This window comes from Prevotella mikamonis (assembly GCF_055381405.1).
This window is the reverse complement of sequence record NZ_AP035785.1, coordinates 950,001-974,512: the sequence shown is the minus strand read 5'-3', so window position 1 is coordinate 974,512 and position 24,512 is coordinate 950,001. Positions and strand designations below refer to the sequence as shown.

Annotated in this window: 20 protein-coding genes, 2 tRNA genes and 1 rRNA gene; 13 read left to right on the top strand and 10 right to left on the bottom strand. The window is 44.8% G+C overall.

Translation table 11 applies throughout. The annotated features are described in order from the left end of the window. Positions 1-7: 7 nt before the first annotated feature. The 3 genes from thrC to thrA are packed head-to-tail and all read right to left on the bottom strand — an operon-like array spanning position 8 to position 5,009. Positions 8-1,315: a threonine synthase gene (gene thrC, locus ACZ42L_RS04275; RefSeq protein WP_464700934.1), complete on the bottom strand. Its 1,308-nt coding sequence runs from the start codon at positions 1,313-1,315 to the stop codon at positions 8-10. After that, positions 1,312-2,568, bottom strand: coding sequence for a cofactor-independent phosphoglycerate mutase (locus tag ACZ42L_RS04270; protein WP_464716721.1), 1,257 nt, complete (start codon positions 2,566-2,568; stop codon positions 1,312-1,314). Before ACZ42L_RS04270 ends, thrC begins: the two co-directional genes overlap by 4 nt. Positions 2,569-2,573: 5 nt before the next feature. Beyond that, entirely contained in the window at positions 2,574-5,009 is a 2,436-nt protein-coding gene (gene thrA / locus ACZ42L_RS04265; RefSeq protein ID WP_464716720.1) for a bifunctional aspartate kinase/homoserine dehydrogenase I, read from the bottom strand. Between the two features lie 182 nt (positions 5,010-5,191). On the opposite strand from thrA, the gene ACZ42L_RS04260 reads away from it, so the two are divergent. Beyond that, the gene (locus ACZ42L_RS04260) at positions 5,192-6,781 is read left to right on the top strand and encodes an NAD(P)/FAD-dependent oxidoreductase (RefSeq protein WP_464716719.1); all 1,590 of its coding nucleotides are present in this window, start codon (positions 5,192-5,194) and stop codon (positions 6,779-6,781) included. 188 nt (positions 6,782-6,969) lie between these two features. Here ACZ42L_RS04260 and kdsB read toward each other — a convergent pair whose 3' ends face one another. After that, a complete protein-coding gene (gene kdsB / locus ACZ42L_RS04255; protein WP_464716718.1) occupies positions 6,970-7,725 on the bottom strand; it encodes a 3-deoxy-manno-octulosonate cytidylyltransferase in 756 nt (251 codons plus the stop codon). Positions 7,726-7,867: 142 nt separating this feature from the next. Between kdsB and ACZ42L_RS04250 the strand changes: the two genes are divergently transcribed. Genes ACZ42L_RS04250 through ACZ42L_RS04235 form a run of 4 tightly spaced genes read left to right on the top strand, consistent with a single transcriptional unit; the run spans position 7,868 to position 12,681 of the window. Then, positions 7,868-8,980 (top strand): phosphatidylinositol-4-phosphate 5-kinase, encoded by a 1,113-nt coding sequence (locus ACZ42L_RS04250; protein ID WP_464703949.1) that lies wholly within the window; start codon positions 7,868-7,870, stop codon positions 8,978-8,980. 6 nt (positions 8,981-8,986) lie between these two features. Next, on the top strand, positions 8,987-9,436 hold the full coding sequence (locus ACZ42L_RS04245) for a NanQ anomerase/TabA/YiaL family protein (protein WP_464716717.1): 450 nt from the start codon (positions 8,987-8,989) through the stop codon (positions 9,434-9,436). 23 nt (positions 9,437-9,459) lie between these two features. Further along, positions 9,460-11,517 carry an alpha amylase C-terminal domain-containing protein gene (locus ACZ42L_RS04240; RefSeq protein WP_464716716.1) on the top strand — a complete coding sequence of 686 codons (2,058 nt, stop codon included), beginning with the start codon at positions 9,460-9,462 and terminating at the stop codon, positions 11,515-11,517. Positions 11,518-11,520: 3 nt separating this feature from the next. After that, entirely contained in the window at positions 11,521-12,681 is a 1,161-nt protein-coding gene (locus ACZ42L_RS04235; protein WP_464716715.1) for a DUF6057 family protein, read from the top strand. 9 nt (positions 12,682-12,690) lie between these two features. On the opposite strand, the gene ACZ42L_RS04230 is transcribed toward ACZ42L_RS04235, so the two are convergent. Genes ACZ42L_RS04230 through ACZ42L_RS04205 form a run of 6 tightly spaced genes read right to left on the bottom strand, consistent with a single transcriptional unit; the run spans position 12,691 to position 17,335 of the window. Next, positions 12,691-13,170 carry a hypothetical protein gene (locus tag ACZ42L_RS04230; protein WP_464716714.1) on the bottom strand — a complete coding sequence of 160 codons (480 nt, stop codon included), beginning with the start codon at positions 13,168-13,170 and terminating at the stop codon, positions 12,691-12,693. 11 nt (positions 13,171-13,181) lie between these two features. Further along, positions 13,182-14,666 carry an ATP-binding cassette domain-containing protein gene (locus tag ACZ42L_RS04225; RefSeq protein ID WP_464716713.1) on the bottom strand — a complete coding sequence of 495 codons (1,485 nt, stop codon included), beginning with the start codon at positions 14,664-14,666 and terminating at the stop codon, positions 13,182-13,184. 8 nt (positions 14,667-14,674) lie between these two features. After that, a complete protein-coding gene (gene ruvC, locus ACZ42L_RS04220; RefSeq protein ID WP_464700914.1) occupies positions 14,675-15,250 on the bottom strand; it encodes a crossover junction endodeoxyribonuclease RuvC in 576 nt (191 codons plus the stop codon). Between the two features lie 10 nt (positions 15,251-15,260). After that, entirely contained in the window at positions 15,261-15,902 is a 642-nt protein-coding gene (locus ACZ42L_RS04215; protein WP_464700912.1) for an MBL fold metallo-hydrolase, read from the bottom strand. Between the two features lies 1 nt (position 15,903). Further along, positions 15,904-16,530 carry a 16S rRNA (guanine(527)-N(7))-methyltransferase RsmG gene (rsmG, locus tag ACZ42L_RS04210; protein ID WP_464700910.1) on the bottom strand — a complete coding sequence of 209 codons (627 nt, stop codon included), beginning with the start codon at positions 16,528-16,530 and terminating at the stop codon, positions 15,904-15,906. Positions 16,531-16,537: 7 nt separating this feature from the next. Then, on the bottom strand, positions 16,538-17,335 hold the full coding sequence (locus ACZ42L_RS04205) for an RsiV family protein (RefSeq protein ID WP_464700908.1): 798 nt from the start codon (positions 17,333-17,335) through the stop codon (positions 16,538-16,540). Between the two features lie 66 nt (positions 17,336-17,401). On the opposite strand from ACZ42L_RS04205, the gene ACZ42L_RS04200 reads away from it, so the two are divergent. The 8 genes from ACZ42L_RS04200 to ACZ42L_RS04165 all read left to right on the top strand — a co-directional run bounded on the left by ACZ42L_RS04200 (position 17,402) and on the right by ACZ42L_RS04165 (position 24,434). Next, positions 17,402-18,058: an HAD family hydrolase gene (locus ACZ42L_RS04200; RefSeq protein WP_464700907.1), complete on the top strand. Its 657-nt coding sequence runs from the start codon at positions 17,402-17,404 to the stop codon at positions 18,056-18,058. Positions 18,059-18,248: 190 nt separating this feature from the next. Continuing rightward, positions 18,249-19,067, top strand: a complete 819-nt coding sequence (panB, locus tag ACZ42L_RS04195; RefSeq protein ID WP_464716712.1) for a 3-methyl-2-oxobutanoate hydroxymethyltransferase — start codon at positions 18,249-18,251, stop codon at positions 19,065-19,067. Between the two features lie 22 nt (positions 19,068-19,089). Next, positions 19,090-20,274, top strand: coding sequence for an MFS transporter (locus tag ACZ42L_RS04190; RefSeq protein WP_464706752.1), 1,185 nt, complete (start codon positions 19,090-19,092; stop codon positions 20,272-20,274). A 78-nt stretch (positions 20,275-20,352) separates the two neighbouring features. Next, positions 20,353-21,720, top strand: a complete 1,368-nt coding sequence (locus ACZ42L_RS04185) for a right-handed parallel beta-helix repeat-containing protein (protein WP_464716711.1) — start codon at positions 20,353-20,355, stop codon at positions 21,718-21,720. A 24-nt stretch (positions 21,721-21,744) separates the two neighbouring features. Continuing rightward, positions 21,745-22,215: a cytidine deaminase gene (cdd, locus tag ACZ42L_RS04180; protein WP_464700900.1), complete on the top strand. Its 471-nt coding sequence runs from the start codon at positions 21,745-21,747 to the stop codon at positions 22,213-22,215. Positions 22,216-22,597: 382 nt separating this feature from the next. Further along, a 16S ribosomal RNA gene (locus tag ACZ42L_RS04175) occupies positions 22,598-24,127 on the top strand. Positions 24,128-24,265: 138 nt separating this feature from the next. Beyond that, a tRNA-Ile gene (locus ACZ42L_RS04170) sits at positions 24,266-24,339 on the top strand. A gap of 21 nt (positions 24,340-24,360) precedes the next feature. After that, positions 24,361-24,434 (top strand) — tRNA-Ala (locus ACZ42L_RS04165). Positions 24,435-24,512 lie beyond the last annotated feature (78 nt).

Sequence of the window (24,512 nt, the reverse complement as noted above, 5' to 3'; positions counted from 1 at the left end):
TTTTTGTTTATTGATTGAAAAGGAACGTTTTGAAGTCTTCAAAGCTGTTGCTCATGGGGATGCTTTGTTTTTGGCCTTTCATGAATTCTGCCAGAGGTTGTGGAATCTCAATATCGGTATTGAGGACACTGTCCACTCTATCTTTGAACTTGGCAGGGTGTGCCGTCTCCAGAAATACACCCACTTCATTTGTTTCTAGTCCAGTCTTCAGCGCCTCATAGCCACATGCTCCGTGCGGATCAAGTATGTATTGGTTGGTCCGATAGCAAGTGGCCATGATGCGTTTGATGTCGGTATCGGAGTAGGTAGCACCGGATACGGCATCTTTGATGGCAGTCCAATCACCCTTATATAGGTCTGTGATTCTTGCAAAATTGCTGGGTGCTCCCACATCCATGGCATTGGCAATTGTCTGTTTACTGGGCTTGGGCGAGTAGATGCCTGTCTGCAAGTACTGGTAGAAGATGTCATTAGCATTGTTAGCTGCAATGAATCGCTTGACGGGGAGTCCCATGCGTTGGCCGAACAAGCCTGCCGTGATGTTGCCAAAGTTACCACTGGGAACGCATACTACCAGTTCCTTGCTCTCTAGTTGTCTGAGCTTTTTGAGTTGAGCGTAGGCATTGAAATAGTAGAATGCCTGTGGTAGGAATCTTGCAACATTGATGGAGTTGGCACTGGTGAGCTTCATGTGATTGTTCAGTTCTGTGTCCATGAATGCTTGCTTGACCAATGCTTGGCAATCATCAAACACTCCATCGACTTCTATGGCTGTAATATTCTGTCCGAGAGTGGTAAACTGGCTCTCTTGGATGCGACTTACCTTCCCTTTTGGGTATAATACATATACGTGAATCCCGTTTACTCCAAGGAAACCGTTGGCCACTGCACTTCCGGTGTCTCCACTGGTGGCTACAAGTACATTGACCTGGTCGTGGTTTTCTTGTTTGATAAAATATTGTAGTAAGCGTGCCATGAATCGGGCGCCGACGTCCTTAAAGGCCAATGTCGGACCGTGGAATAGCTCCAGTGTATAGATGTTTTCTTCTATTTCTACGACGGGTGTCTCGAAACTTAGGGTGTCATAGACTATTTGCTTGAGGGCATCTGTCTCTACGTCTTCGCCAAAGAAAGCCTTGGAAACTTCAAATGCCATATCCTGAAATGACATATTCTCTATCTCTTCAAAGAAGGAGTAGGGAAGCCGTTTGATGCTTTCGGGCATGTAGAGTCCTTTGTCTGGGGCTAATCCTATGACCACAGCTTCGTGCAGAGTGGCCCAAGGTGCTTGCAAATTTGTGCTGTAATATCTCATAGGCTTGTGGCTTTAATATTCATGAAAGTTTCCATGAACTGATTTAAATAGATAAGACCATAACTTCCTTCTACACAACTTATTTCGTCGTATAATTGAACTTTGTCTGGAATAATTCCCTGATGCCAGATTAAGAAGGGAATAGCCTCTTTTACATGTGTTCTTATTTCTACAGGTGTAGGGTGGTCTGGAAGTATTGCGATGCACACAGGTGTGTCCCAATGCTTGACTTCATGATAGATAGGTTCTACTATTCTGTGGTCGAGAAACTCTATCGTTTTCAACTTTAAATCCAAGTCGCCGTCGTGTCCGGCTTCATCGCTGGCTTCTAGATGCAGGAAGACGAAGTCTTGGTTCTTGAGTGCTTCGATGGCAGCTCTGGCTTTCCCCTCGTAGTTTGTATTTGCCAGTCCGGTACTTCCCGGTACTTTGATGATGTCTAGCCCAGCATAATGTCCGATTCCCCTAATCAAGTCTACAGCCGAAATACAACTCCCTGTCTTGATTTGTGGGTACAGTTGCATCAGCGTTTTCATGTTGGGACGATAGCCACCACTCCAAGGCCAGATGGAATTTGCTTTCTCCTTCCTGTCCTTGTTGAATGGATGTTGCGCTAGAAGTTGCTGGCTTCTCAATATAAGGTCATTGAGAAGGTCGGCAGTTTTTTGTGCTGTCATTCTTCCGTATCTGCTATCTTCGTCCTTCGCATCGTCATAACCTTTCTCCGGTCTGACGAGTAGTGGCTGCCATTCCTCATTGGGATGGTCGTGGGGTGGAGCACATTCCAAATGCTTGTTTCCGCCCTTGATAACCAGCAGATGTCGATATTGAATACCTGTTATGAACTTGATTTTGTCATTGCCCAGCTCCTTGTTCAGATATTGAATGAGTATATCGCTCTCTTCAGTTGTGAGATGTCCGCCGTGATGGCTTTTGATTCGCCCGTCTTCCAGACTGACGATGTTGCACCTAATGGCCATGTCGTCGGATTCCATTTCATATCCGATGGAAGCAGCTTCGAGCGGTCCGCGCCCTTCGTACACCTGATTTAAATCATATCCTAGGATTGAAGTGTTGGCCACTTCGCTTCCTGGATGGAATCCTTCGGGTATGGTCATCAAGCGTCCCGTTCTCCCTTTACGAGCCAACATGTCCATATAAGGAGTGTCAGCGTATTGAAGTAGAGTTTTGCCACCTAGTTTTTGGACAGCATGATCAGCCATGCCATCGCCAAGTATAATGATATGTTTCATACTTCCTAGATATTAGCGATAGACATGATGTTGGCAAATACACCGGCAGCGGTAACACTTGCACCTGCACCATAACCCTGTATTTGCATGGGATATTCCTTGTAACGCTCTGTTGTCAATAGAACAATATTGTTACTTCCCTCCAAATTGTAGAATGGATGATTATGGTCAACGACTTGCAGGGCCACACGAGTCTTACCTCTGTCCATAGTTGCAACAAATCTCCAGCGTTTTCCTTCTTTCTCCAAAGCCAGTCGACGTGTCTCGAAATCTTTGTCCAAGGAAGGAAGATTGGCCCAGAAGTTGTCTACATTGCCCTCGAAGAAAGAGTCTGGGACAAATAACTGTTTCTCTACATCTTCTTGTTCGACTTTGTAACCGGCTTCGCGACTGAGTATGACGAGCTTGCGTACCACGTCGGTTCCACTTAAATCAATACGTGGATCGGGTTCTGAATATCCTTGTTCTTTTGCTCTTCGCACGGTTTCTGAGAATGGTACAGTACTACTTATCTCATTGAAGATGAAGTTAAGGGTCCCACTTAGAACAGCTTCTATTTTGAGTATCTTGTCTCCGGAGTTCCTTAGATCGTTGATAGTGCCTATAATAGGCAGTCCCGCGCCAACGTTAGTTTCAAATCTGAACTTCACGCCACGTGTCAATGCTGTCTTTTTGAGCTTTAAATACTTGTCATATTCGCTCGATGCCGCAATCTTGTTGGCTGCGATAACACTGATGTTATGTTCCAGAAGTCGTTGGTATAGCTCTGCAATATCCTTGCTAGCCGTACAGTCTACAAAGACACTGTTGAACACATTCATCTCGGTAATCGTCTCATATAGTTTTTCCGGTGAACTGGCTTCGCTAGTTTTCAGTTCTTCTTGATACGTGTTAAGGTCTAGTCCTTCCCGATTATAGATGGCTTTCTTGGAACTAGCAATGCCAACGACGTTCAATTTCAGACCGTTAGCTTCTTTCAGAGTCTCATATTGATTCTTGATTTGCTCGATGAGCTTGCCTCCGACTGTGCCGACACCACATATAAACAGGTTCAGTACTTTATATTCTGACAAGAAGAACGAGTCGTGTAATACGTTCAGACTCTTTCGTAAAGAAGCCGAATCTATGACAAACGAGATGTTGGTTTCGCTTGCACCTTGGGCACAGGCAATCACGCTGACACCACTACGGCCTAATGTTCCGAATAGTTTTCCGGCAATACCAGGTGTATGCTTCATGTTCTCGCCGACGATAGCAATGGTTGCCAACCCTTTCTCCACATACATTGGGAACATCGCACCGTCTGTTATTTCGTTGGCAAATTCCTTGTTCAGTACATCAACAGCCTCTGCCGCATCTTGGTCGCGTACACCTATTGAGGTTGAATTCTCAGATGAAGCCTGACTGACCATGAACACACTGATGCCCTTATTGGCCAAAGCCGTGAAGATACGTCGGTTCACACCGATGACGCCGACCATAGATAGGCCCGTAACAGTAATCAGCGAAGTACCTTTGATAGAACTGATACCCTTGATAGGTTTGCAATCATTCTCTATTTTGCTTTTGATAGTAGTTCCCGGATTTTCCGGGTTGAAGGTATTCTTTACTTTGATTGGTATGTTCTTGACGCATACCGGATATATTGTTGGGGGGTAGATGACCTTTGCACCGAAGTTACAAAGCTCCATCGCCTCGATATAACTAAGTTCGTTGATGGTATAGGCAGTCTTGATAACACGTGGGTCGGCAGTCATAAAACCGTCGACGTCTGTCCATATTTCAAGCACGTCGGCATCTAATGCAGCAGCAATAATGGAGGCTGTATAATCGCTTCCACCACGTCCCAGGTTTGTTGTACGCTGCGTATGTACATCGCGGCTGATGAATCCAGGGACCAGGCTGATGCGTGGAAGGTCTTGGAATGTCTCTCTGACCAGCTTGGCTGAGATTTCACTCTCTAGCATGTGCTTGCCGTTGATATGCTCTGTCTTGATGAAATTGCGGCTGTCAAACCACTTTGCGCCACTGATAAGAGTCGCTACAATGTTTGAACTCAGGCGTTCGCCGTAGCTTACAATGGCGTCTTGAGTCTTTTCACTGAGATCGTGAATAAGATATACACCGAAATAAATGGACCGTAATTGCTCTAGAAGGGAGTCAATGGTTGTAAAGAGGGTTTCCCGTTTGGTGGGATCGGTAATGATGGTGTCGACCATTTGGTGATGTCTGTCGACCATGGAAGTGAATTCATCTTTCCATGCCTCGTCGCCTTTCAGGGCGAGCTGAGCGGTTGTCAACAACTGGTCTGTAATGCCGCCAAGTGCGCTTACTACGACAATGACAGGCTGTTTTTTTGCCTCGTTCTCTACAATACGTTTTAAGCTTAGAATGCTTTTTACGGAACCTACAGATGTTCCGCCGAATTTAAGTACTTTCATTTTTATGATGTTTAGTAATGCTCCGACATCCCTAAAACAAGCAGGGCATATCGAAACTTGATGGCAAAAATACTGATAAAAATATCAACGGCCAACGTTTTTGGCAATAAAATAAATCTTATTTGTACGGTTTAGTAATAGAATGTTGTTTTTATTGTGGGATAAATGTTACCTTTGCAACAATGATTCAAGAATACCAAATAAGGGTTTTACCCCAGACAGCATACAATATCGAGAATGTGAAACAGTTCATTGCGCAAGACAAAGGACTGGACGCACGAACTATTCAGCATATTCGTATATTGAAAAAGAGCATAGATGCTCGTCAGCGTACCATCTATGTGAATCTTAAAATACGTGTGTATATTAATGAAATGCCGCAAGACGACAGTTATATACATACAGAATATCCCGACGTGACAGGCAAACCGGCTGTAATAGTGGTTGGAGAAGGCCCTGCGGGATTATTTGCCTCGTTGAGATTAATAGAATTGGGATTCCGTCCTGTCGTCTTGGAGCGTGGTAAGGATGTACACGAACGCAAGAAAGACCTTTCTCAAATCACGCGCACTCATCAGGTGGATGGTGAGAGTAACTATTGTTTCGGCGAAGGCGGAGCAGGGGCTTACAGTGATGGAAAACTCTATACGCGCAGCAAGAAGCGTGGTTCTGTAGATAAAATATTGAATGTATTTTGCCAGCATGGAGCTAATACAAATATATTAGCCGATGCCCATCCGCATATTGGTACGGACAAGTTGCCTCGCGTGATAGAGAATATGCGAAATCAGATTCTCCAGAGTGGAGGCGAAGTGCATTTCGAAACCAAGATGGTAGGACTGCTGCAAGAAGGCGACAGTGTAGTCGGTGTAGAGGCTGTAGAGTTGCAGACGGGAGCTGAAAAAACGTTTCTAGGTCCGGTAATCCTGGCTACGGGACATAGTGCACGTGATATCTATAACTATCTGTACGATAGTGGTATAGAGATGGAAGCTAAAGGAATAGCTGTAGGTGTAAGATTGGAACATCCATCGCAATTGATAGACCAGATACAATATCATAATAAGCAAGGTCGGGGTAAATATCTTCCCGCCGCAGAATATTCTTTTGTAACTCAGGTTGCAGGTAGAGGGGTTTACTCTTTTTGCATGTGTCCGGGGGGATTTGTGATTCCAGCGGCTACTGGACCGGAACAAATCGTTGTGAACGGAATGAGTCCGAGTAACCGTGGAACGGCTTGGAGCAATAGCGGGATGGTGGTAGAGCTGCGTCCGGAAGACATCGTGCCGTCGGAAGAAGATACGACTGTGCCGGAAGTGTTGAAGGTAATGAACTTCCAGAAGCAGTTGGAGAAGTTGTGTTGGCAGCAAGGTAACATGCGGCAGACTGCTCCAGCACAGCGTATGACGGATTTCGTAAACAAGAAATTGAGCTATGATTTACCTAAGAGCAGCTATGCGCCTGGGCTAATCAGCAGTCCGCTGCATTTCTGGTTACCCAGTATGATCAGTTCTCGATTGCAAGAAGGATTCAAGACGTTTGGTAAATATGCGCATGGCTTCCTGACAAACGAGGCCGTGCTGATAGCTACTGAGACACGCACTTCAAGTCCGGTATGCGTCTTGAGAGATAGGGAAACCTTGCAGCATGTGCGTCTCCGCGGATTGTTCCCGTGTGGAGAGGGGGCTGGTTATGCAGGTGGAATTGTGTCGGCAGGTATAGACGGAGAGCGGTGTGCCGACATGTGTGCAGCCTATATGAGCGCTTTGTAATCATATAGGCATCATGATAAACAAAGTATATAAAAATTCTTGATTTACTGCAAAGGCTCGGCAGCGATACTGCTAAGCCTTTGCAGTGATGCTGAAGAGGCCGAACAGCAATACTGCCGAGCCTTTGCAGTAAATCAAGTGTGGTGTGGTCTAAGTGGAGTTAGGATTTCTGTATGGGCAGAAGCTGCCTATTCCTGCTCCTTAAACCTAGTCTGGAGGAATTCTTCCGCCTTTTCCAAGTCCTCTGGTGTATCTATCCCGATGGTCTCCGTGTGCGTAATACCTACCTTGATATGGTAGCCGTTTTGCAGCCAACGTAACTGTTCCAATGATTCTGCCTTCTCCAGGGAAGATTGGGGAAGCGACGTTATTTCGGCAAGAACATTGGAACGATAGGCGTAAAGGCCTATGTGTTTGAGGAAAGGATAGTGTTCCGGCCAGTCGCTTGGGGCTATGCCGCGGACAAAGGGAATGACACTTCGGCTGAAATAGAGCGCAAATCCTTGATTGTCGACAACGATTTTAGGGGAGTTCGGGTTCTCTACACCTGCCATGTCTTTAAAAGGTATGCCCAGTGTTGCTATCTGTGTGTCGGCATCATCAAAAGCCTGGCAAATGGTAGTGAGCTGAGACTGGCTGATAAAAGGTTCGTCGCCTTGTATGTTGACAATCACGTCAAAGGGCTGGTTGATTTTCCGATAGGCCTCTTCTATACGGTCGGTGCCACTCTTATGGTCGGTAGATGTCATGACGGCTTTGCCCCCAAAGGCTGCGACAGCATCGTAAATGCGTTGGTCGTCGGTAGCAACATATACGTCGTCCAGCACTTGGCTGGCTTGTTCGTAAACACGCTGGATGACTGTTTTTCCTCCTAACAGGACCAATGGCTTGCCGGGGAAGCGGCTGGAGCCATAGCGCGCGGGTATTAATCCTATGAATCTCATATCAAATATTGAATGGTTAATAACTACCTTTACAGTGCATAGAGTAACTGCGATTGGTATGCAAAAATAATAAAATTTACTAACTAATTTTGTTGTTAAACAATTATTTCTTAATTTTGGCGTATACTAAATTGTGAAAACATTGAAAAATAAGATATTAATATTTTTACTTTTGCTCACCCCTTTCTCTGGGTTCTCACAGAAGATTACGTTGGGTTCATGTACTACACATGATGGTGGTACTTATAAAGGGCAGATGGTTTCAGGTAAACCGCAAGGTAAAGGCAGTACCGTGTTTGGCAATGGCGATGTCTACGAAGGTGAGTACCTGAAAGGGAAAAGACAGGGTACGGGTATCTATACTTATGCTGATGGCAAGAAATATGATGGGCAGTGGTTTCAAGACCAGCGTCATGGTCGTGGGACATTCTATTTCCTGAACAATAATAAATATGTAGGACTGTGGTTTCGCGATAAGCAGCAGGGGCATGGTGTGATGTATTATTATAATGGTGATAAGTATGCAGGCGACTGGGTTGAGAACAAACGCCAGGGCAAGGGAAAGTATACTTATTCCAGTGGTGCCTATTACGATGGGCAGTGGGTAAATGACCAGAAAAGCGGTAAAGGCATCTTCGACTGGGGAGACGGTACTACTTATGACGGACAGTGGGTAGACAACCAGCGTTCGGGTAAGGGTGTGAACAAGTATGCAGACGGCGATGCCTACATAGGACAGTGGAAAGACGACATACAGAACGGTCGTGGTATCTATAAATTCCAAAACGGAGACATGTATGAAGGTGACTATGTGCAGGGCGAACGTACCGGTGAGGGAATCTTCAGATATGCCAATGGCGATAAATATACTGGCCATTTCTTTGAAGGTAATAAGGATGGGCAGGGAACTTTGGTCTGGGCGAATGGTGATGTCTACTCCGGACAGTGGAAAGACGACTTGCAGAGCGGTATGGGAAAACTGACCAAGAAGAATGGTGATGTCTTTGAGGGCTCGTTTAAGAATGGCGAACTGAACGGCGAGGTGATTATCCGTTATGCTAATGGCAATAAGTTCCGCGGTACATATAAGAAAGGTGTACCCCATGGTATAGCTCTGGAAGAAGACAAGGATGGCAATCGGTTCGAAGGAAGCTATGTTGATGGCCGACGCGATGGAAAGTTTGTTGAGAAAGACAGAAACGGTCAGATTGTCAAGAAGGGTAGGTATGAATTGGGTAGACGATTTGAAAACTAATACCAGATGATTATTGATAAACTTGAAAACCTAAAGATGTATGCGGCGTTAAATCCGCGTATAGCTTTGGTTTGTAAATATATAGCAACACACTCTTTGACTGATTTGCCTGTAGGCCGGCATTTCATAGACGGTGAGGGTGTCTATGTGAATATAGACTTGGTACAGGGGAAACATCGCGAAGAGGCCGTGTTGGAATATCACCATAGAATGATGGATATAGCAATTCCATTGACCGCGGAAGAGGAATATGGCTATGCACCTGTAGCCGAACTGCCGGATGCAGAGTTTGATACGCAGAGAGATTTTGCAAAAGTGGAAGAAGGTGTGTGTCAGACATATCTTACTTGTAAACTCGGCAATATGGTTATATGTCTCCCACAAGACGGGCATGCACCGGGAATCTGTAAATCTCCAGAACTAAAGAAGGCAATCTTCAAGGTTGCTATGTACTAACAAGAAATTAAAAGGAGCATAATATGGTAAAGAAGGCAAAGGAAAATGCTGCGAAGAAAAAGACTTCTGCAGCTTTGCACATGGGACTTGTCAAGAACGACTCATACTTGAAGCCTTATGAAGATGCTATAAGGGGACGGTATGAATACGCATTGTGGAAAATCAATCAACTGACCGAACAGGGTAAAAGGACTTTGAGCGACGTTGCCAACGGATACCAATATTATGGCTTGCACAGGACTTCGCGTGGTTGGGTGTTTCGTGAATGGGCACCTAATGCGAAAGAAATCTATCTGATAGGTGACTTCAACGATTGGCAACGTATCGAGCGTTATCGCGCAACCCGTATTTCAGACAATGGTGATTGGGAGCTTAAATTAAGCAGCAAAGCACTCAAGCATGGCGATTTGTTTAAGATGTATGTGGTCTGGGATGGGGGAGAAGGCGAGCGTATTCCGGCTTGGGCCACACGCGTTGTGCAAGATGAAAAGACGAAGATATTTTCTGCTCAGGTATGGAATCCGGAAACTCTATATACCTGGAAGAAGGCGAAATTTATCCCACATAAGGACCCGCTGTTCATCTATGAGTGCCATGTTGGCATGGGACAGGATGCAGAGAAGGTTGGTACTTATCGGGAATTTAAGGAGCAAGTGTTGCCACGTGTTATCAAAGATGGCTATAATTGTATACAAATTATGGCTATACAGGAACATCCATATTATGGAAGTTTTGGCTATCATGTGAGTTCTTTTTTTGCACCTTCATCACGATTTGGTACACCGGAGGAACTGAAAGAATTGATAGACGAGGCTCATTCGCATGGTATTGCCGTTATTATGGATTTGGTACATTCGCATGCAGTGAAGAATGAAGTGGAAGGATTGGGTAACTTGGCTGGCGACCCGAATCAGTATTTTTATCCTGGTGAACGTCACGAACATCCGGCATGGGATAGTCTCTGCTTTGATTACGGGAAGGATAATGTAGTTCATTTCTTATTGTCTAATTGTAAATATTGGCTCGATGAATTCCATTTTGATGGCTTCCGCTTTGATGGTGTAACCAGTATGTTGTATTATAGTCATGGATTGGGAGAGGCATTTACCAATTATGGTGACTATTTCAATGGCCTACAAGACGGTAATGCTATCTGTTATCTCACCCTAGCCAACAAGTTAATACATCAAGTCAACAAGCATGCTATTACCATAGCCGAGGAAGTAAGTGGCATGCCGGGACTCGCGGCACGTTTCGAAGATGGTGGTTATGGGTTTGACTACCGTATGGCTATGAATATTCCGGATTTCTGGATAAAGACCATTAAGGAACTGAAAGATGAAAACTGGAAACCCAGTTCTATTTTCTGGGAGGTGAAGAATCGCCGCAGCGACGAGAAGACTATATCTTATTGTGAAAGTCATGACCAGGCTCTGGTGGGTGACAAGACAATTATCTTCCGTCTGATAGATGCCGATATGTATTGGCATTTCAAGAAGGGAGACGAGAATGAAGCCGTCCGTCGGGGTATAGCTCTGCATAAAATGATACGCCTGGTGACTGCCGGAACGATGAATGGTGGCTATCTGAACTTTATGGGCAATGAATTTGGTCATCCCGAATGGATAGACTTCCCTCGTGAAGGCAACGGGTGGAGTCATAAATATGCTCGTAGACAATGGAATCTGGTAGACAATCAGGAATTGGATTATCACTATTTAGGCGACTTTGACAGGGATATGTTGAAAGTGCTTAAAACAGAGAAACGGTTCAATCTGAGTGAAGTTCTGGAGATTTGGCATCATGATGGCGACCAGATATTAGCCTTTATGCGTGGTGATTTATTGTTTGTGTTCAATTTCTCCCCTGTCAATTCGTTTACAGACTATGGTCTCTTGGTGCCAACGGGGAGCTATGATGTGGTGTTGGATTCTGATGCCAAGGTATATGGCGGTAATGGATTCAATGATGATTCTATCGTTCATCTGACCAATTATGATCCGGTATATGTCAACGAGCATAAGGAATGGTTGAAGTTATACTTGCCTGCACGTGTAGCACTTGTACTAAAGAAAAATTGATTTATGAAATCTTCCTATACCAATAGCACAGTCGTTGTCAGAATGATATGTGCTATTGTTTTTCTACTCTTTACATTCTTATATTTATATAGTTTCCAAGCTGATGTCTTGGCAGTAGCTCAACATGTCTTGTCAAAAGGTCAGACGCATTATAACCGCGAAGTAGGAGCTGTCTTGATTACAAGTATTTTGTGGTTGATACAGCTTGGAATCTACTTTTGGACGAAGTTGGATGGCAAGGTACATGCGCTGACTTATTTTCCCTCATTGTTGATATTGACCGTTATTACGGATATAAGTCCAAGTATAGACAGTGGACTTTCTTTGGGTGGATGGGTGTATGCACTTCCCATCTTAGTAGTTTTCTATGTCGGTATCGTGTGGCTGATATTGCAAATACAATTACCTGATGTAGTAAAGACACCGCATGGCTTGTTCTCAAAAGATATGTGGGTCAACTTATTGACGATGGCTTGCATGATATTCCTTGTCGGCTTGTTTGCAAACCATGACGATGTGTTCCATTATCGGGTACAAGCAGAACAGGCAATGTTGGAGGGCGACTATCAAAAGGCATTGAAAATAGGTCGGGGAGCGCATGCTACCGACTCTAGCCTTACGCTTATTCGCATGACGGCATTGACAGAGACGGGCCAGTTGGGAGAGAAACTGTTCGAGTATCCATTGGTTGGTGGCACTATGGCCATGCTGCCTGATGGAGTTACTACCAAATTTATGATGTATCCGGAAAAGCGATTATACCAGTCTCTTGGTGGATGGTTCAGGCAGTATATGTCTCCTTCCCGCTACTTCCAGTATATGAGTAGACATCATAAGGTGAATAAAAAACTGGAGGACTATAGGTTGTGCGCTTATCTGATAGATGGTAAGCTCGACCTGTTTGTCAAGACCTTGAAGCAGCGTCGTGATTCTCTGACAAACCTGCCTAAGCATTATAGAGAGGCCTTGGTGCTATACAATCATCAACATGCGAACCCGTTAATAGTGTATCATAATAATGTGTTGGATGCAGACTTTGAGGATTTCGAGTCTTTACAGAATAAAAGCAAGAATCCCTTAGAACGCTATAGCATGCTAAGGGATTCCTATGGAAATACTTATTGGTTCTGGTATTACTACCGGAATCGTATTCCTCAATCGTAGACTGGGGATTTATTCAATCCCCAAAGATTCTTTAACGTCTCTCAAAGCTCTCACCCAATCGGTGTCAAGGCTGAATTGTGTGATGTAGTTTGGATTTGAATAATAGGCCAATACCAACTCTTTATCCATGTCATTGAAACGACTGTTATTGATAGAAGCGACTTTGAAGATTTCTTTCACCTCGTCCTTATCAGTTTTCTTTTCTGCTTTGGTGAGTCTGTCGAGGAATAGATTCACGTATTCGTACATGGCATAAGCTTGGTAATCCAGCATACGCATGCTGCTATCAGGCATCAATTCTGCACTTTTGGCAGCCATGTAGTTTAGTTCGTCTACCTTGAAAGTTGCAATCTTTCGTGTTTCAATGTCTTTGGTCTGGTCGTTGGCAACTGCCTCGGACAAACGCTTGATTTCACTGTAAACGTTTTGTGCGTTCACCGAAGTGAATGCAAAGCCTATAAAGGCTAAGATAAATAATACTTTTTTCATATTTCTAAATGTTAGTTCTTTTGTAAATTTATATAGTTATCTATACATGCCGGTAATTCTTCTTTGTAATGTGTAACCATAATCATGGTCTTGTTGGGCCGTTGACAGAAGATTTCTATTACGTCTTTTACCAATCTTCTATTCCGTAAATCCAGCCCGTGCATAGGTTCATCGAGGATAAGCAGTTCAGGATCTTTGACAAATGCCCGTGCCAACAAAACCAATCTCTGCTCACCGCTAGAGAGTGTCAGGAAGCTTCTTTCTTCTAATCCTTCCAGTCCGAAAATACTCATCCATAATCGACAGGCATCATAATCTTGGGGATTAGGTTTACTGTAGAGACCTACTGAATCTTTCAATCCACTGGCGACAATGCGGATTGCCGGCATGTCGCGGTGATAAGCGCGGTGTAGTTCGGGCGATACATAGCCAATATGTCTCTTGATTTCCCATATTGTTTCGCCACTACCACGTGGTTGGTCAAAGAGGGTTATATCGCAAGCATAGCTTTGTGGATTATCGGCACATACCAGACTGAGCAGCGTAGACTTCCCCGAACCGTTCTGCCCACTCAAAGCCCAGCATTCACCATTCCTTACTGTCCAGTCCAAATCTTTGAGGATAGTACGCTCACCATATTGTATTCTTACCCGATTCATCTTGACAATCTCCTTGGCAAGGCAGACATTCTCTTTTGCAGGTAAGTTTAATATGAGACCTTTCTTGCTTTCGGGCAATACATAGCTGGGTATTGGAGGATGTTGTTCTATAAAGTCTGCGACGGATTGCTTTGGTTTTACAACCATGCTGTTGACCTCTACGACATGTGTAATGAAGTCGGGAATCTCGTCGGTTTTACTCAATACGAGGATGATTTGTAACCCTTCTTCTGCTGCAATGGTCTTCAAGAGCTTCTTGAGATTGTCCCTGGTTTCTGCATCCAACCCGATAAAAGGATTATCCAGAATCAGTACTCTGGGATTAGAGAATAATGTCCCGGCCAACTTGAACTTCCTAAGTTCTCCGCTAGATAGCAGAATGATATATTTATCTAGTAGTTCTTCTAGTCCTAATAACTTGTAGATATGCTGTTGCAAAGCTCTATGTCTGAGTGTATCTTCACCGGATAGCAAGAAAGCTTCTTCCAGTTTGCTGCCGACCGTAGGAGTCTCTTCGTCAATTTCTTGTTGATTCCATCTTTGTTGGAGGAAATATGTGCGGTCATTATCGCCCCCGTAGCAATCCCTGAACGTGATATACTTGATATTCTCACTAACGAGTTTCTTCTCGCTAGGCGCAAAATCGTATTCCGGTTCATGTACCAGTAGCGGATGTTTGCCCATGATAATGTCTACCAACATAGACTTGCCACCACCGTTAGGACCAACGATAGCGATATGTTCACCACTACACATCTCGAAATCAACGGGATGTGCAAAACGCCACTGGGGCATGCGAGTGACTCCATGATGGATAGAAATAATCCTATGACTCATATCCTTATCTAATCATTGTTGCTGACTCGCTGTTGATTCTTCTTCGCAAAGTCTTTCCAACTGTTATAGTGTGCAGCATCGGTTACAGGCGTTCCCAACTGTAGGAAATGGCAATAGGCTGCTCCCAAAGCATCTGTGGCATCCATAAACTTTGGCATATCTTGCTCTTGTATGTGTAGAATCTTCTGTAACATACCTGCCACCTGCTCCTTGCTTGCTTGTCCCTGACCGGTTATGGCCATCTTAATCTTCAGCGGAGCATATTCATGGATGGGGACGTCGCGCAGGATTGCAGCTGATATGGCCACCCCCTGAGCACGGCCAAGCTTCAGCATTGATTGTACATTCTTGCCGAAGAAAGGTGCTTCTATAGCCACCTCGTCGGGTAGGTACTCGTCTATGATACCTGTAACTCTCTTAAATATAGTACCTAAGCGCAAGTACATATCACCGATTTTCCGCAAGTCGATAACGCCCATTGCTATCAATGAGGCCTTATTGGCTTTCGTTTTCAGCACCCCGTATCCCATGATGTTTGTGCCGGGGTCAATACCTAATATTATTTTTTCAACTCTCTGTTTCAATCTTGTTGCTTTATCTGTCCAAATATGGATTCTCGGCCAGTTCCTCGCCAATGGTAGTTGGCTCTCCATGTCCAGGGTAAATGCGTGTATCGTCGGGTAATTGGCATACCATGCGGAGACTTTGTATTATCTGGAACATGGAGCCGCCTAAGTCTGTTCGTCCTATAGAACGCCGAAAAAGTGTGTCCCCTGAAAAAGCCAATCCCTCTTCTTGGCAGTAATAGAACACGCCTCCTGCTGTGTGGCCAGGTGTGGGAATGATGCTTAGCCGGTGATTGCCGAATGTGATTATATCTTCATCGTGCAGATATCTTCCAACAGGTGGGAACGTGTAGTCCAGTGTGATGCCTACGAAAGATTGCGCTTGTGCAGCTTGCTGGTGCATATTTCCCTCCTCGTTGGCGTGTACTTCAACTTTCAGTCCATACTCATTATAGATGGTGTTATTGCCAAAGTTATGGTCAATGTGGCCGTGCGTAGCCAGCAAATGGACCGGAGTCAGTTGCTCATCTTTGATATATTGCACGATGGCCTGCCGCTCTTCAGGATAATATGCACCGCAATCAATGATGACACATTCGTGTGTCTCATCGCTCACAATGTAGCAATTCTCCTGTATCATGTTGCATACAAATTTCTTGATGTTCAGCATATTAGATCGGAATATAGATGAGTTTTTTATCTTGTTTGAACCATTCTTCACTGAAATATGTATCGAGTGAGGTCACTTGTACTTGTTTCTTGAATGGAGATAGTTCCTCTGTGAGGTCGCCTCCTTTCAAGCATAGCAGTCCGTTGTGCAGTTTGTTGCAATACTCTTTCTTGATATTCTTACGGATAATGGGCATCAGTGACGATAGCTGCATGACTGCCCTGCTGACGATGAAGTCGTATTCCCCGTCCTCGTCTTCGCCTCTTCGATGCTCGGCTGTTACGTTTTTTAGTCCAATAGCCTGTGCAACTTCTTGAACCACACGAATCTTTTTGCTCGTTCCGTCAATGAGTTTGAAGTCACAATTTGGAAATAAAATGGCGAGCGGTATGCCCGGAAATCCCCCTCCTGTGCCGAAGTCCAGTATCTTCGTTCCGTCATTGAAGGTTATCTTCTGGGCAATGGCGAGACTGTGCAGCACATGGTGTTCATAGAGATTGTCAATGTCTTTTCTGGAAATGACATTGATTTTTGCATTCCAGTCAGTATAAAGAGGCTGCAACTGGCGGAATTGTGACTGCTGCTGTTCAGACAGATGGGGAAAATATTTAGTGATAATATCTATCATGTAATGCCTATTTGAGTATTTTTGTTAATTCATCGTTGTCTATTGCTACACGAATTTCTCCTTTGTCGTGTGGAGCTATTTCGTCTTGTCCGTACACAAATATAATCTTATCTTTCTTTAGAATGAAATTTTCAGATGGATATATGGGCGTATAGGCAAAAAACTTCATCCTTTTCAAACCATCTTTGTCACCGGCATTAAACTGCCTGATGAGTTTTTGCTCTATCATCTCGTTCAGCAGTGGTTTATATCCACTGACAAATAAATTGTCTAGATGGATAAGTTGACCAGTGTTTACGTCAAAGTTCAAGACAACGGGCATGCGTACTTCTGCATCCTTATCTACTCTATAATACACGTTGGCGGTATAGGTAATGGTGTTATCCTTGAAAGTTTCAACCTTTGTTCTTACATTGTATGTGACATTATAGCTGTCGGCGTCTTTGCGATTGTGCCGGTACATGTCTGAATACATATCCTTGTAATCGGTTATTATCCGAGAGACGATGGTGTCTATGCGCTGTCTGAAAGATAGTTTATAATAGTATGCACTGATGTCTCTATAGCCTAAAATCGCAGATTGTAGAAGACTGTCATTGATGATAGCTGCTTTTTGACCTTTTGCGTACAGGAGTCTGAGTGATATCGAAATACGGGGCGATTTTTCCTCTTTCGTCAAGGTGCATATTGAATCCACAGCTATACTGTCGAACTCAATATCCTTCAACTTGGAAATGGAATGACCTGAATTTCCGCATGAGACTACAAGCAATGCAACCAAGGTCGCCACCAGTAATTTCTTCATAATCGTGGGCAAAATTACACAAAAAGATTGTAACTTTGCGCCATATAATTAATAAATAAGGTGAAAATGGAAGAACTCAGAGTCGCGCTCTTCGACTTGGATGGAGTGGTTTTCGATACAGAACCGCAATATACGGAGTTTTGGAGATGCGAGTGCATGCGTTATCAACCTGATATTCCTAATTTGGAACAGAAAATAAAGGGGCAGACTCTTGTGGAAATATATGATAAGTATTTCGGACATGTGCGCTCTGAACAGCCCCAAATTACACAGCGCCTGAATAAATTCGAGACTCAGATGCACTTTGATTATCTGCCGGGAGTCGTTGAATTTGTTGCTGACTTGCGTGGACATGGTGTGAGGACTGCCGTTGTCACCAGTAGTAATCGGCCTAAGATGGAGAATGTATATCGTCAGCATGCCGATGTGGCCGATTTGTTTGACCATGTGTTTACGAGTGAGGACTTTACGAATGGCAAACCTGATCCGGAGTGTTATTTATTGGGTGCAGAATATTTTGGAGTCTCTCCGAAAGCGTGTGTCGGTCTGGAAGATAGCTTTAATGGGCTGCGTTCGGTACGTTCGGCAGGCATGTTTGTCGTCGGTTTGGCAACAACGAACCCTAGAGAGACCATTCTTCCGTATTCAGATATTGTATGGTCGGACTATACGAATAAAGGATATGAGGACTTGAATCATGCTTTTTTACAGGGAAAGCAATGAGGTCGATGTTTAGTGGAAATAGACTCGGATTATTGCAAACACTTAACAGCAGTGTTGCAAAGCCTATACAGTCTTGTTGCCAAGGCCTTGCAGCAAAGCTGCCGAGCCTATGCAGTAAAATGATAGATTTGTTACAGGAAAATCATGGTTGCCTGAATGGCAGCCGTTCATATTATAAATACAATTTGTGATGGGATATTTAACTACAGATAGGAAGAAAATTACAGTCAAGACATTTATAGAGAAAAAGAATGTTGGCGAGAAGATTGCCATGTTGACTGCTTATGATTATACGACGGCTGGCATTATAGATGCTGCCGGCATAGATGGAATCTTGGTAGGAGACTCTGCTTCTAACGTGATGTCAGGGAATGCCGACACGCTTCCGATTACCGTAGATGAGATGCTATATCATGCAAAGTCGGTAGCCAAGGCTGTGTCGCATGCTTTGGTGGTGTGCGATATGCCTATGGGTTCTTATCAGATTAGTAAGGAAGAAGCACTCAGAAATGCTATCAGAATCATGAAGGAGACGGGAGTTGATGCACTGAAATTGGAGGGTGGAATTGAGATTGCTGATACCGTAAGGGCTATTGTCAATGCGGGGATTCCAGTTATGGGGCATCTCGGACTGACTCCACAGAGCATCCACCAGTTTGGTGGATATGGACTAAGGGCAAAAGAGGAGGCTGAAGCAGAGAAGTTGCTGACCGATGCACATGCCCTGGAAGAAGCCGGATGTTTCGGTATTACATTGGAAAAAATACCTGCAATACTGGCGGCAAAGGTGACGGAGTCGGTACGATGTGCAACGATAGGTATCGGTGCGGGTAACGTAACTGATGGGCAAATCTTGGTTTATGCAGATGCTTTGGGGCTGACAGAGGGTTTCAAGCCGAAGTTTTTGAGACGATTTGCAGAGCTGAGAGAGCAAATGACGGCAGGCGTTGAGGGGTATATCAATGCTGTCAAAGCCATAGATTTCCCCAATATTGACGAAAGTTACTGAATTATTAGTTTAAGACTATACAATGGATACGCAAAACACTCCTATACATATAGGGTTATGGCATCGTAATTTTTGGATGTTGGCATTGGTGGGGCTGTTCCTTACGATGTCTGTGTATGTTCAGATGGTGTCGATACCTTATTGGGGGAATACCTATTTTGAATCTTCTAAAACTATAGGCCTGGCTTTTGGAATCTATGGTATTGGCCTGTTCGTTTTAGGAGCATTCTGCTCTTATCTGGTTCAGGCTAAATGTAGGCATTTGGTGTGTAAGGAGTCTATCTTGGTGGTAGCAGTCTTGTATGTATTGATGTGGTTGGCATTTAGGAATGCTGCATTGTTTCCCCAAGGCTGGTTTGTAAATGTTGTATTGGGTCTGCGCTTTTTGTTGGGGGCATTCTTTGGATTGGCTGAGATGGTGCTGGCAAGTACGCTTGTTATAGATTCTTGCGAGTCGTTCTATCGTACTGAGGCTAATCACTCGGCAGCTTGGCTTCGTCGTTTTTCCTTGTCTCTAGGCCCGGTGTTAGGTGTTTTAGTCGTTTCCAGATTCAGTGTGGTCGATACTTTCTTGGTTTCGGCAGTCTTGGCCATAGTGGCTTTTGTGCTTCTCTCGTTGGTACGGTTTCCCTTTAAAGCCCCTGAAGAAGACACGCATGTACTGAGTTGCGATCGCTTCTTTTTACCTCATGGGCTGATGCTGCACTTGAATTTCTTATTGACGACGACAGGGATAGGCCTTCTATTCTGCATGAAACAGCCGGAATCATTCTATGGGATGTTGATGGGAGGATTTCTTGTGGCCCTTCTTGCAGAAAAGTATGCTTTTGCAAATGCTGATTTGAAGAGTGAGAACATTACGGGCGCTCTCTGTATTGTGGCTTCGGTTTTAATCATGTATCTCCGACACGGGGTGATGCCTTTGTGGATTTCTGCTTTCTTATTGGGCTTAGGTGTTGGTTTAGTAAGTTCTCGTACTTTGCTGTTTCTCATTAAGTTAAGTCGGCATTGTGAACGCGGTACTTCACAGAGTACTTTCTTCTTGTTGTGGGAGGCTGGCCTGGCAATGGGCTTGTTTGTGGGCTTTTATCTCTTCGATGCAAATCAAGAAAAGGTGCTTTTGGTATCGTTAGGTCTGGTCATGTTTTCTTTGATGATATACAATTTCTTCACACATTCCTGGTATGTAAGAAATAAAAACAGATGATTTTCGTTATTGAATATAATGAGAATATTTTGTCTTACAATCCTGACAGTGGCAGTTGCATTCTTTTCTGCCTCATGTATGAGCGACGAATCATTTACAACTTCGTCGAATTATTTATTGGTGTATTCACACGATACGGTGTCCGTTGATACCGTATTTTCCAATGTTTCTTCGTCCACCCGTTCGTTTTGGGTTTATAATAAATCGGGCGAAGGCATCAAATTGGCCAATGTGAAGTTGGCGGGTGGAAATCAAAACGGTTTCCGAGTGAATGTCGATGGGGTATATCTGGGCCAAACGGCAGGTTATCAAGTTAATAATTTGGAGGTTCGTAATGGGGATAGTTTGCGGGTTTATGTGGAGTTCACAGCACCATCAACCGCTCAGCACGAACCACAACTGTGCCAGGATGATTTGGTTTTTAAGCTTGGAAGTGGGGTGGAGCAGAAGGTCCATCTGGCAGCTTGGGCTTGGGAGGCCTTGAAACTGAAGAATCTGGTGATTGATAAAGATACTTTGTTGTCAACGTCTACACCGCTGATTGTATATGGGAAGATAAGTGTAAACAAAGGTGCAACGCTTCGCATCTCTGGAGGTACGTCGCTATATTTTCACGATGGGGCTGGAATAGATGTGAAGGGTACGCTCCTGTGTGAGGGCAGAAAGGGTGCCGAAGTCTTGATGCGTGGTGATAGATTGGATCGGATGTTTGATTATCTGCCTTATGACCGCGTGAGTGGGCAGTGGGATGGACTTCACTTTTATTCGGAATCGGTCAACAACCGACTTCAATATGTAGAATTGCATGGCGCAAATACTGGTGTGCAATGCGATTCGAAATCGTCATTAATCATAGAACACTCTACCATACATAACAGTAAAGGCTATGGGGTTTCTGCCCAATTAGCACATTTGAAGTTGAGTGATAGTCAGTTGTCGAACAGTCTGAATGATTGTTTGTTGATAGACGGCGGACGGGTGAATGTGCAGGGATGTACGATAGCACAGTTCTATCCCTTTGATTCGGCGCGCGGATATGCCTTGAATCTTTCAAATTCAAGTGGTCCGCTAGAAGAATTTACATGTGACAATAGCTTGATAACGGGGTATGCCAAAGATGTTGTCAGTGGCTCTAATCATAAGACTACGGCTTTTAACTATCGGTTTTCATCGTGCCTTCTGCGTACCGTAGAGCCTTCTGCCGAGAATAGCAGTCGTTATGTAGATGTTCAATATGAAAATGTGGATGATACCATTGCTTTTGGCAAAAAGAACTTTATAAAGGTCGATGAACGTAATCTGGCCTATGATTTTCATTTGGCATCATCGTCATTGGCAAACAATAAGGGTGATAAGTCGAAGGCGTCATCGACCGACAGGACTGGAATGCTGAGGGAGGAACGGCCTGATATAGGAGCTTACGAGAGGAAACAATCAGACAAATAGAATTTAAACAGATATATAGTTAATATGGAAAATCGTAAAATAGAGATTTCTTATACATACTGTCAGAAGGAAGAGTTGGATGGTGTTTGTCAAAAATTGATTGATACGGCTATCGCGGCGACAGAAAATGCCTATGCGGATTATAGTCATTTTTACGTAGGAGCGGCTTTGTTGCTTGAGAATGGAGATGTTGTGATAGGGGCAAACCAAGAGAACGCTGCTTTTCCATCTGGATTGTGCGCTGAGCGTACTGCTATTTTTGCAGCCCAAGCTCAACAGCCGACGCAGGCTGTCAAGGCAATAGCCATTGCGGCGAGAAATGATAAAGGAATGTTGGAATCGCCGATAACTCCTTGTGGAGCATGCAGGCAGGTTATGCTTGAGATAGAAGAGCGCTATCACTCCAATATGAAAGTATATTTATATGGTACGAGTGGAGTTTACATCGTTGACTCGGTGAAAGATCTTTTGCCATTCGCTTTTGTCAGTTTATAATCTGCATACCGGTATCTGGGTTCTTAACTATTTTGCTAAAAACCTTACTTGGTTCTTGATTTACATCAACGCTGTGTGTGAATTTTGCTATTTTTCTAAAAATATTCGTTTAAAGTTTTGGCAGTTTGGATATAATGCTGTACTTTTGCATCCGCTTTCGCCTGATAACGGCGTAGCATTTAAGAAAGAGTTCTTTGAAAAGATTTACATAGACAGAGAAGTAGTACAAGAGCGACTCTTCCGTATTTTTGATACGGTGAGAGTCGGGTAAAAGAAACGAACCGTCAATATGATATTGAGACAGGTATTCTTTAGACCATGAATGCTAATCCTACGAGCGAAGGTATATAAGTTCCTTTTATGGGGAACACAGACAGATTTTACAATGTAGAGTTTGATCCTGGCTCAGGATGAACGCTAGCTACAGGCTTAACACATGCAAGTCGCGGGGCAGCATGGGGATTGCTTGCAATTCCTGATGGCGACCGGCGCACGGGTGAGTAACACGTATCCAACCTTCTCCTTACAACGGGATAACCCGGCGAAAGTCGGACTAATACCGTATGGTATCCGAAGCGGGCATCTAACTCGGATTAAAGGTTCAGCGGTAAGGAATGGGGATGCGTCTGATTAGGCAGTTGGCGGGGTAACGGCCCACCAAACCGACGATCAGTAGGGGTTCTGAGAGGAAGGTCCCCCACATTGGAACTGAGACACGGTCCAAACTCCTACGGGAGGCAGCAGTGAGGAATATTGGTCAATGGGCGGAAGCCTGAACCAGCCAAGTAGCGTGCAGGATGACGGCCCTATGGGTTGTAAACTGCTTTTATACGGGGATAAAGTGGGTCACGTGTGGCCTTTTGCAGGTACCGTATGAATAAGGACCGGCTAATTCCGTGCCAGCAGCCGCGGTAATACGGAAGGTCCGGGCGTTATCCGGATTTATTGGGTTTAAAGGGAGCGTAGGCCGCTTGTCAAGCGTGTTGTGAAATGTAGATGCTCAACATCTGAATTGCAGCGCGAACTGGCGAGCTTGAGTATGCACAACGTAGGCGGAATTCGTCGTGTAGCGGTGAAATGCTTAGATATGACGAAGAACTCCGATTGCGAAGGCAGCTTACGGGAGCATTACTGACGCTGAAGCTCGAAAGTGCGGGTATCGAACAGGATTAGATACCCTGGTAGTCCGCACGGTAAACGATGGATGCCCGTTGTATGGTCTTCGGACCATGTGACCAAGCGAAAGCATTAAGCATCCCACCTGGGGAGTACGCCGGCAACGGTGAAACTCAAAGGAATTGACGGGGGCCCGCACAAGCGGAGGAACATGTGGTTTAATTCGATGATACGCGAGGAACCTTACCCGGGCTTGAATTGCAGAGGAAAGATCCAGAGATGGTGATGCCCTTCGGGGCCTCTGTGAAGGTGCTGCATGGTTGTCGTCAGCTCGTGCCGTGAGGTGTCGGCTTAAGTGCCATAACGAGCGCAACCCCTTTTCCCAGTTGCCATCGGGTAATGCCGGGCACTCCGGGGATACTGCCGCCGCAAGGTGTGAGGAAGGTGGGGATGACGTCAAATCAGCACGGCCCTTACGTCCGGGGCTACACACGTGTTACAATGGCCGGTACAGAGCGTCGGTCGTATGCAAATACGATCCAATCCTTAAAACCGGTCTCAGTTCGGACTGGGGTCTGCAACCCGACCCCACGAAGCTGGATTCGCTAGTAATCGCGCATCAGCCATGGCGCGGTGAATACGTTCCCGGGCCTTGTACACACCGCCCGTCAAGCCATGAAAGCCGGGGGCGCCTGAAGTCCGCGACCGCGAGGACCGGCCTAGGGCGAAACCGGTGATTGGGGCTAAGTCGTAACAAGGTAGCCGTACCGGAAGGTGCGGCTGGAACACCTCCTTTCTGGAGCCGTGGGTTTTAGCATGGTATGTTGGATACCTGTATGGTTCGTTTTTTTTCTTGTACTTCTTGATCTGTTTAAAAATAAGAGAAAAGGGAAGCCGGGCGGTCCAGCCCAGAGGCCTGAACACCGCCGGACAGAGTCCTATAGCTCAGTTGGTCAGAGCGCCACACTGATAATGTGGAGGTCGGCAGTTCAAGTCTGCCTGGGACTACTCTGTAGTGTAAACCCTTGCGGGGGATTAGCTCAGCTGGCTAGAGCACCTGCTTTGCAAGCAGGGGGTCAACGGTTCGAATCCGTTATTCTCCACAACAGTGGGTATAGGTAGTAAGTGATGAATCCATGGGTCAACAACTCATGAACTTACAGACTTACGTACTTACAGAC

Bases quoted from the DNA above. Each gene is read 5' to 3' on its own strand.
- ACZ42L_RS04190 (WP_464706752.1), top strand. From the start codon at position 19,090: ATGGATACGCAAAACACTCCTATACATATAGGGTTATGGCATCGTAAT.
- panB (WP_464716712.1), top strand. From the start codon at position 18,249: ATGGGATATTTAACTACAGATAGGAAGAAAATTACAGTCAAGACATTT.
- ACZ42L_RS04240 (WP_464716716.1), top strand. From the start codon at position 9,460: ATGGTAAAGAAGGCAAAGGAAAATGCTGCGAAGAAAAAGACTTCTGCA.
- ACZ42L_RS04270 (WP_464716721.1), bottom strand. From the start codon at position 2,568: ATGAAACATATCATTATACTTGGCGATGGCATGGCTGATCATGCTGTC.
- ACZ42L_RS04260 (WP_464716719.1), top strand. From the start codon at position 5,192: ATGATTCAAGAATACCAAATAAGGGTTTTACCCCAGACAGCATACAAT.
- ACZ42L_RS04205 (WP_464700908.1), bottom strand. From the start codon at position 17,335: ATGAAGAAATTACTGGTGGCGACCTTGGTTGCATTGCTTGTAGTCTCA.
- ACZ42L_RS04200 (WP_464700907.1), top strand. From the start codon at position 17,402: ATGGAAGAACTCAGAGTCGCGCTCTTCGACTTGGATGGAGTGGTTTTC.
- thrA (WP_464716720.1), bottom strand. From the start codon at position 5,009: ATGAAAGTACTTAAATTCGGCGGAACATCTGTAGGTTCCGTAAAAAGC.
- thrC (WP_464700934.1), bottom strand. From the start codon at position 1,315: ATGAGATATTACAGCACAAATTTGCAAGCACCTTGGGCCACTCTGCAC.
- ACZ42L_RS04245 (WP_464716717.1), top strand. From the start codon at position 8,987: ATGATTATTGATAAACTTGAAAACCTAAAGATGTATGCGGCGTTAAAT.
- cdd (WP_464700900.1), top strand. From the start codon at position 21,745: ATGGAAAATCGTAAAATAGAGATTTCTTATACATACTGTCAGAAGGAA.
- ACZ42L_RS04215 (WP_464700912.1), bottom strand. From the start codon at position 15,902: ATGCTGAACATCAAGAAATTTGTATGCAACATGATACAGGAGAATTGC.
- ACZ42L_RS04230 (WP_464716714.1), bottom strand. From the start codon at position 13,170: ATGAAAAAAGTATTATTTATCTTAGCCTTTATAGGCTTTGCATTCACT.
- kdsB (WP_464716718.1), bottom strand. From the start codon at position 7,725: ATGAGATTCATAGGATTAATACCCGCGCGCTATGGCTCCAGCCGCTTC.
- ACZ42L_RS04185 (WP_464716711.1), top strand. From the start codon at position 20,353: ATGAGCGACGAATCATTTACAACTTCGTCGAATTATTTATTGGTGTAT.
- ACZ42L_RS04225 (WP_464716713.1), bottom strand. From the start codon at position 14,666: ATGAGTCATAGGATTATTTCTATCCATCATGGAGTCACTCGCATGCCC.
- rsmG (WP_464700910.1), bottom strand. From the start codon at position 16,530: ATGATAGATATTATCACTAAATATTTTCCCCATCTGTCTGAACAGCAG.
- ACZ42L_RS04235 (WP_464716715.1), top strand. From the start codon at position 11,521: ATGAAATCTTCCTATACCAATAGCACAGTCGTTGTCAGAATGATATGT.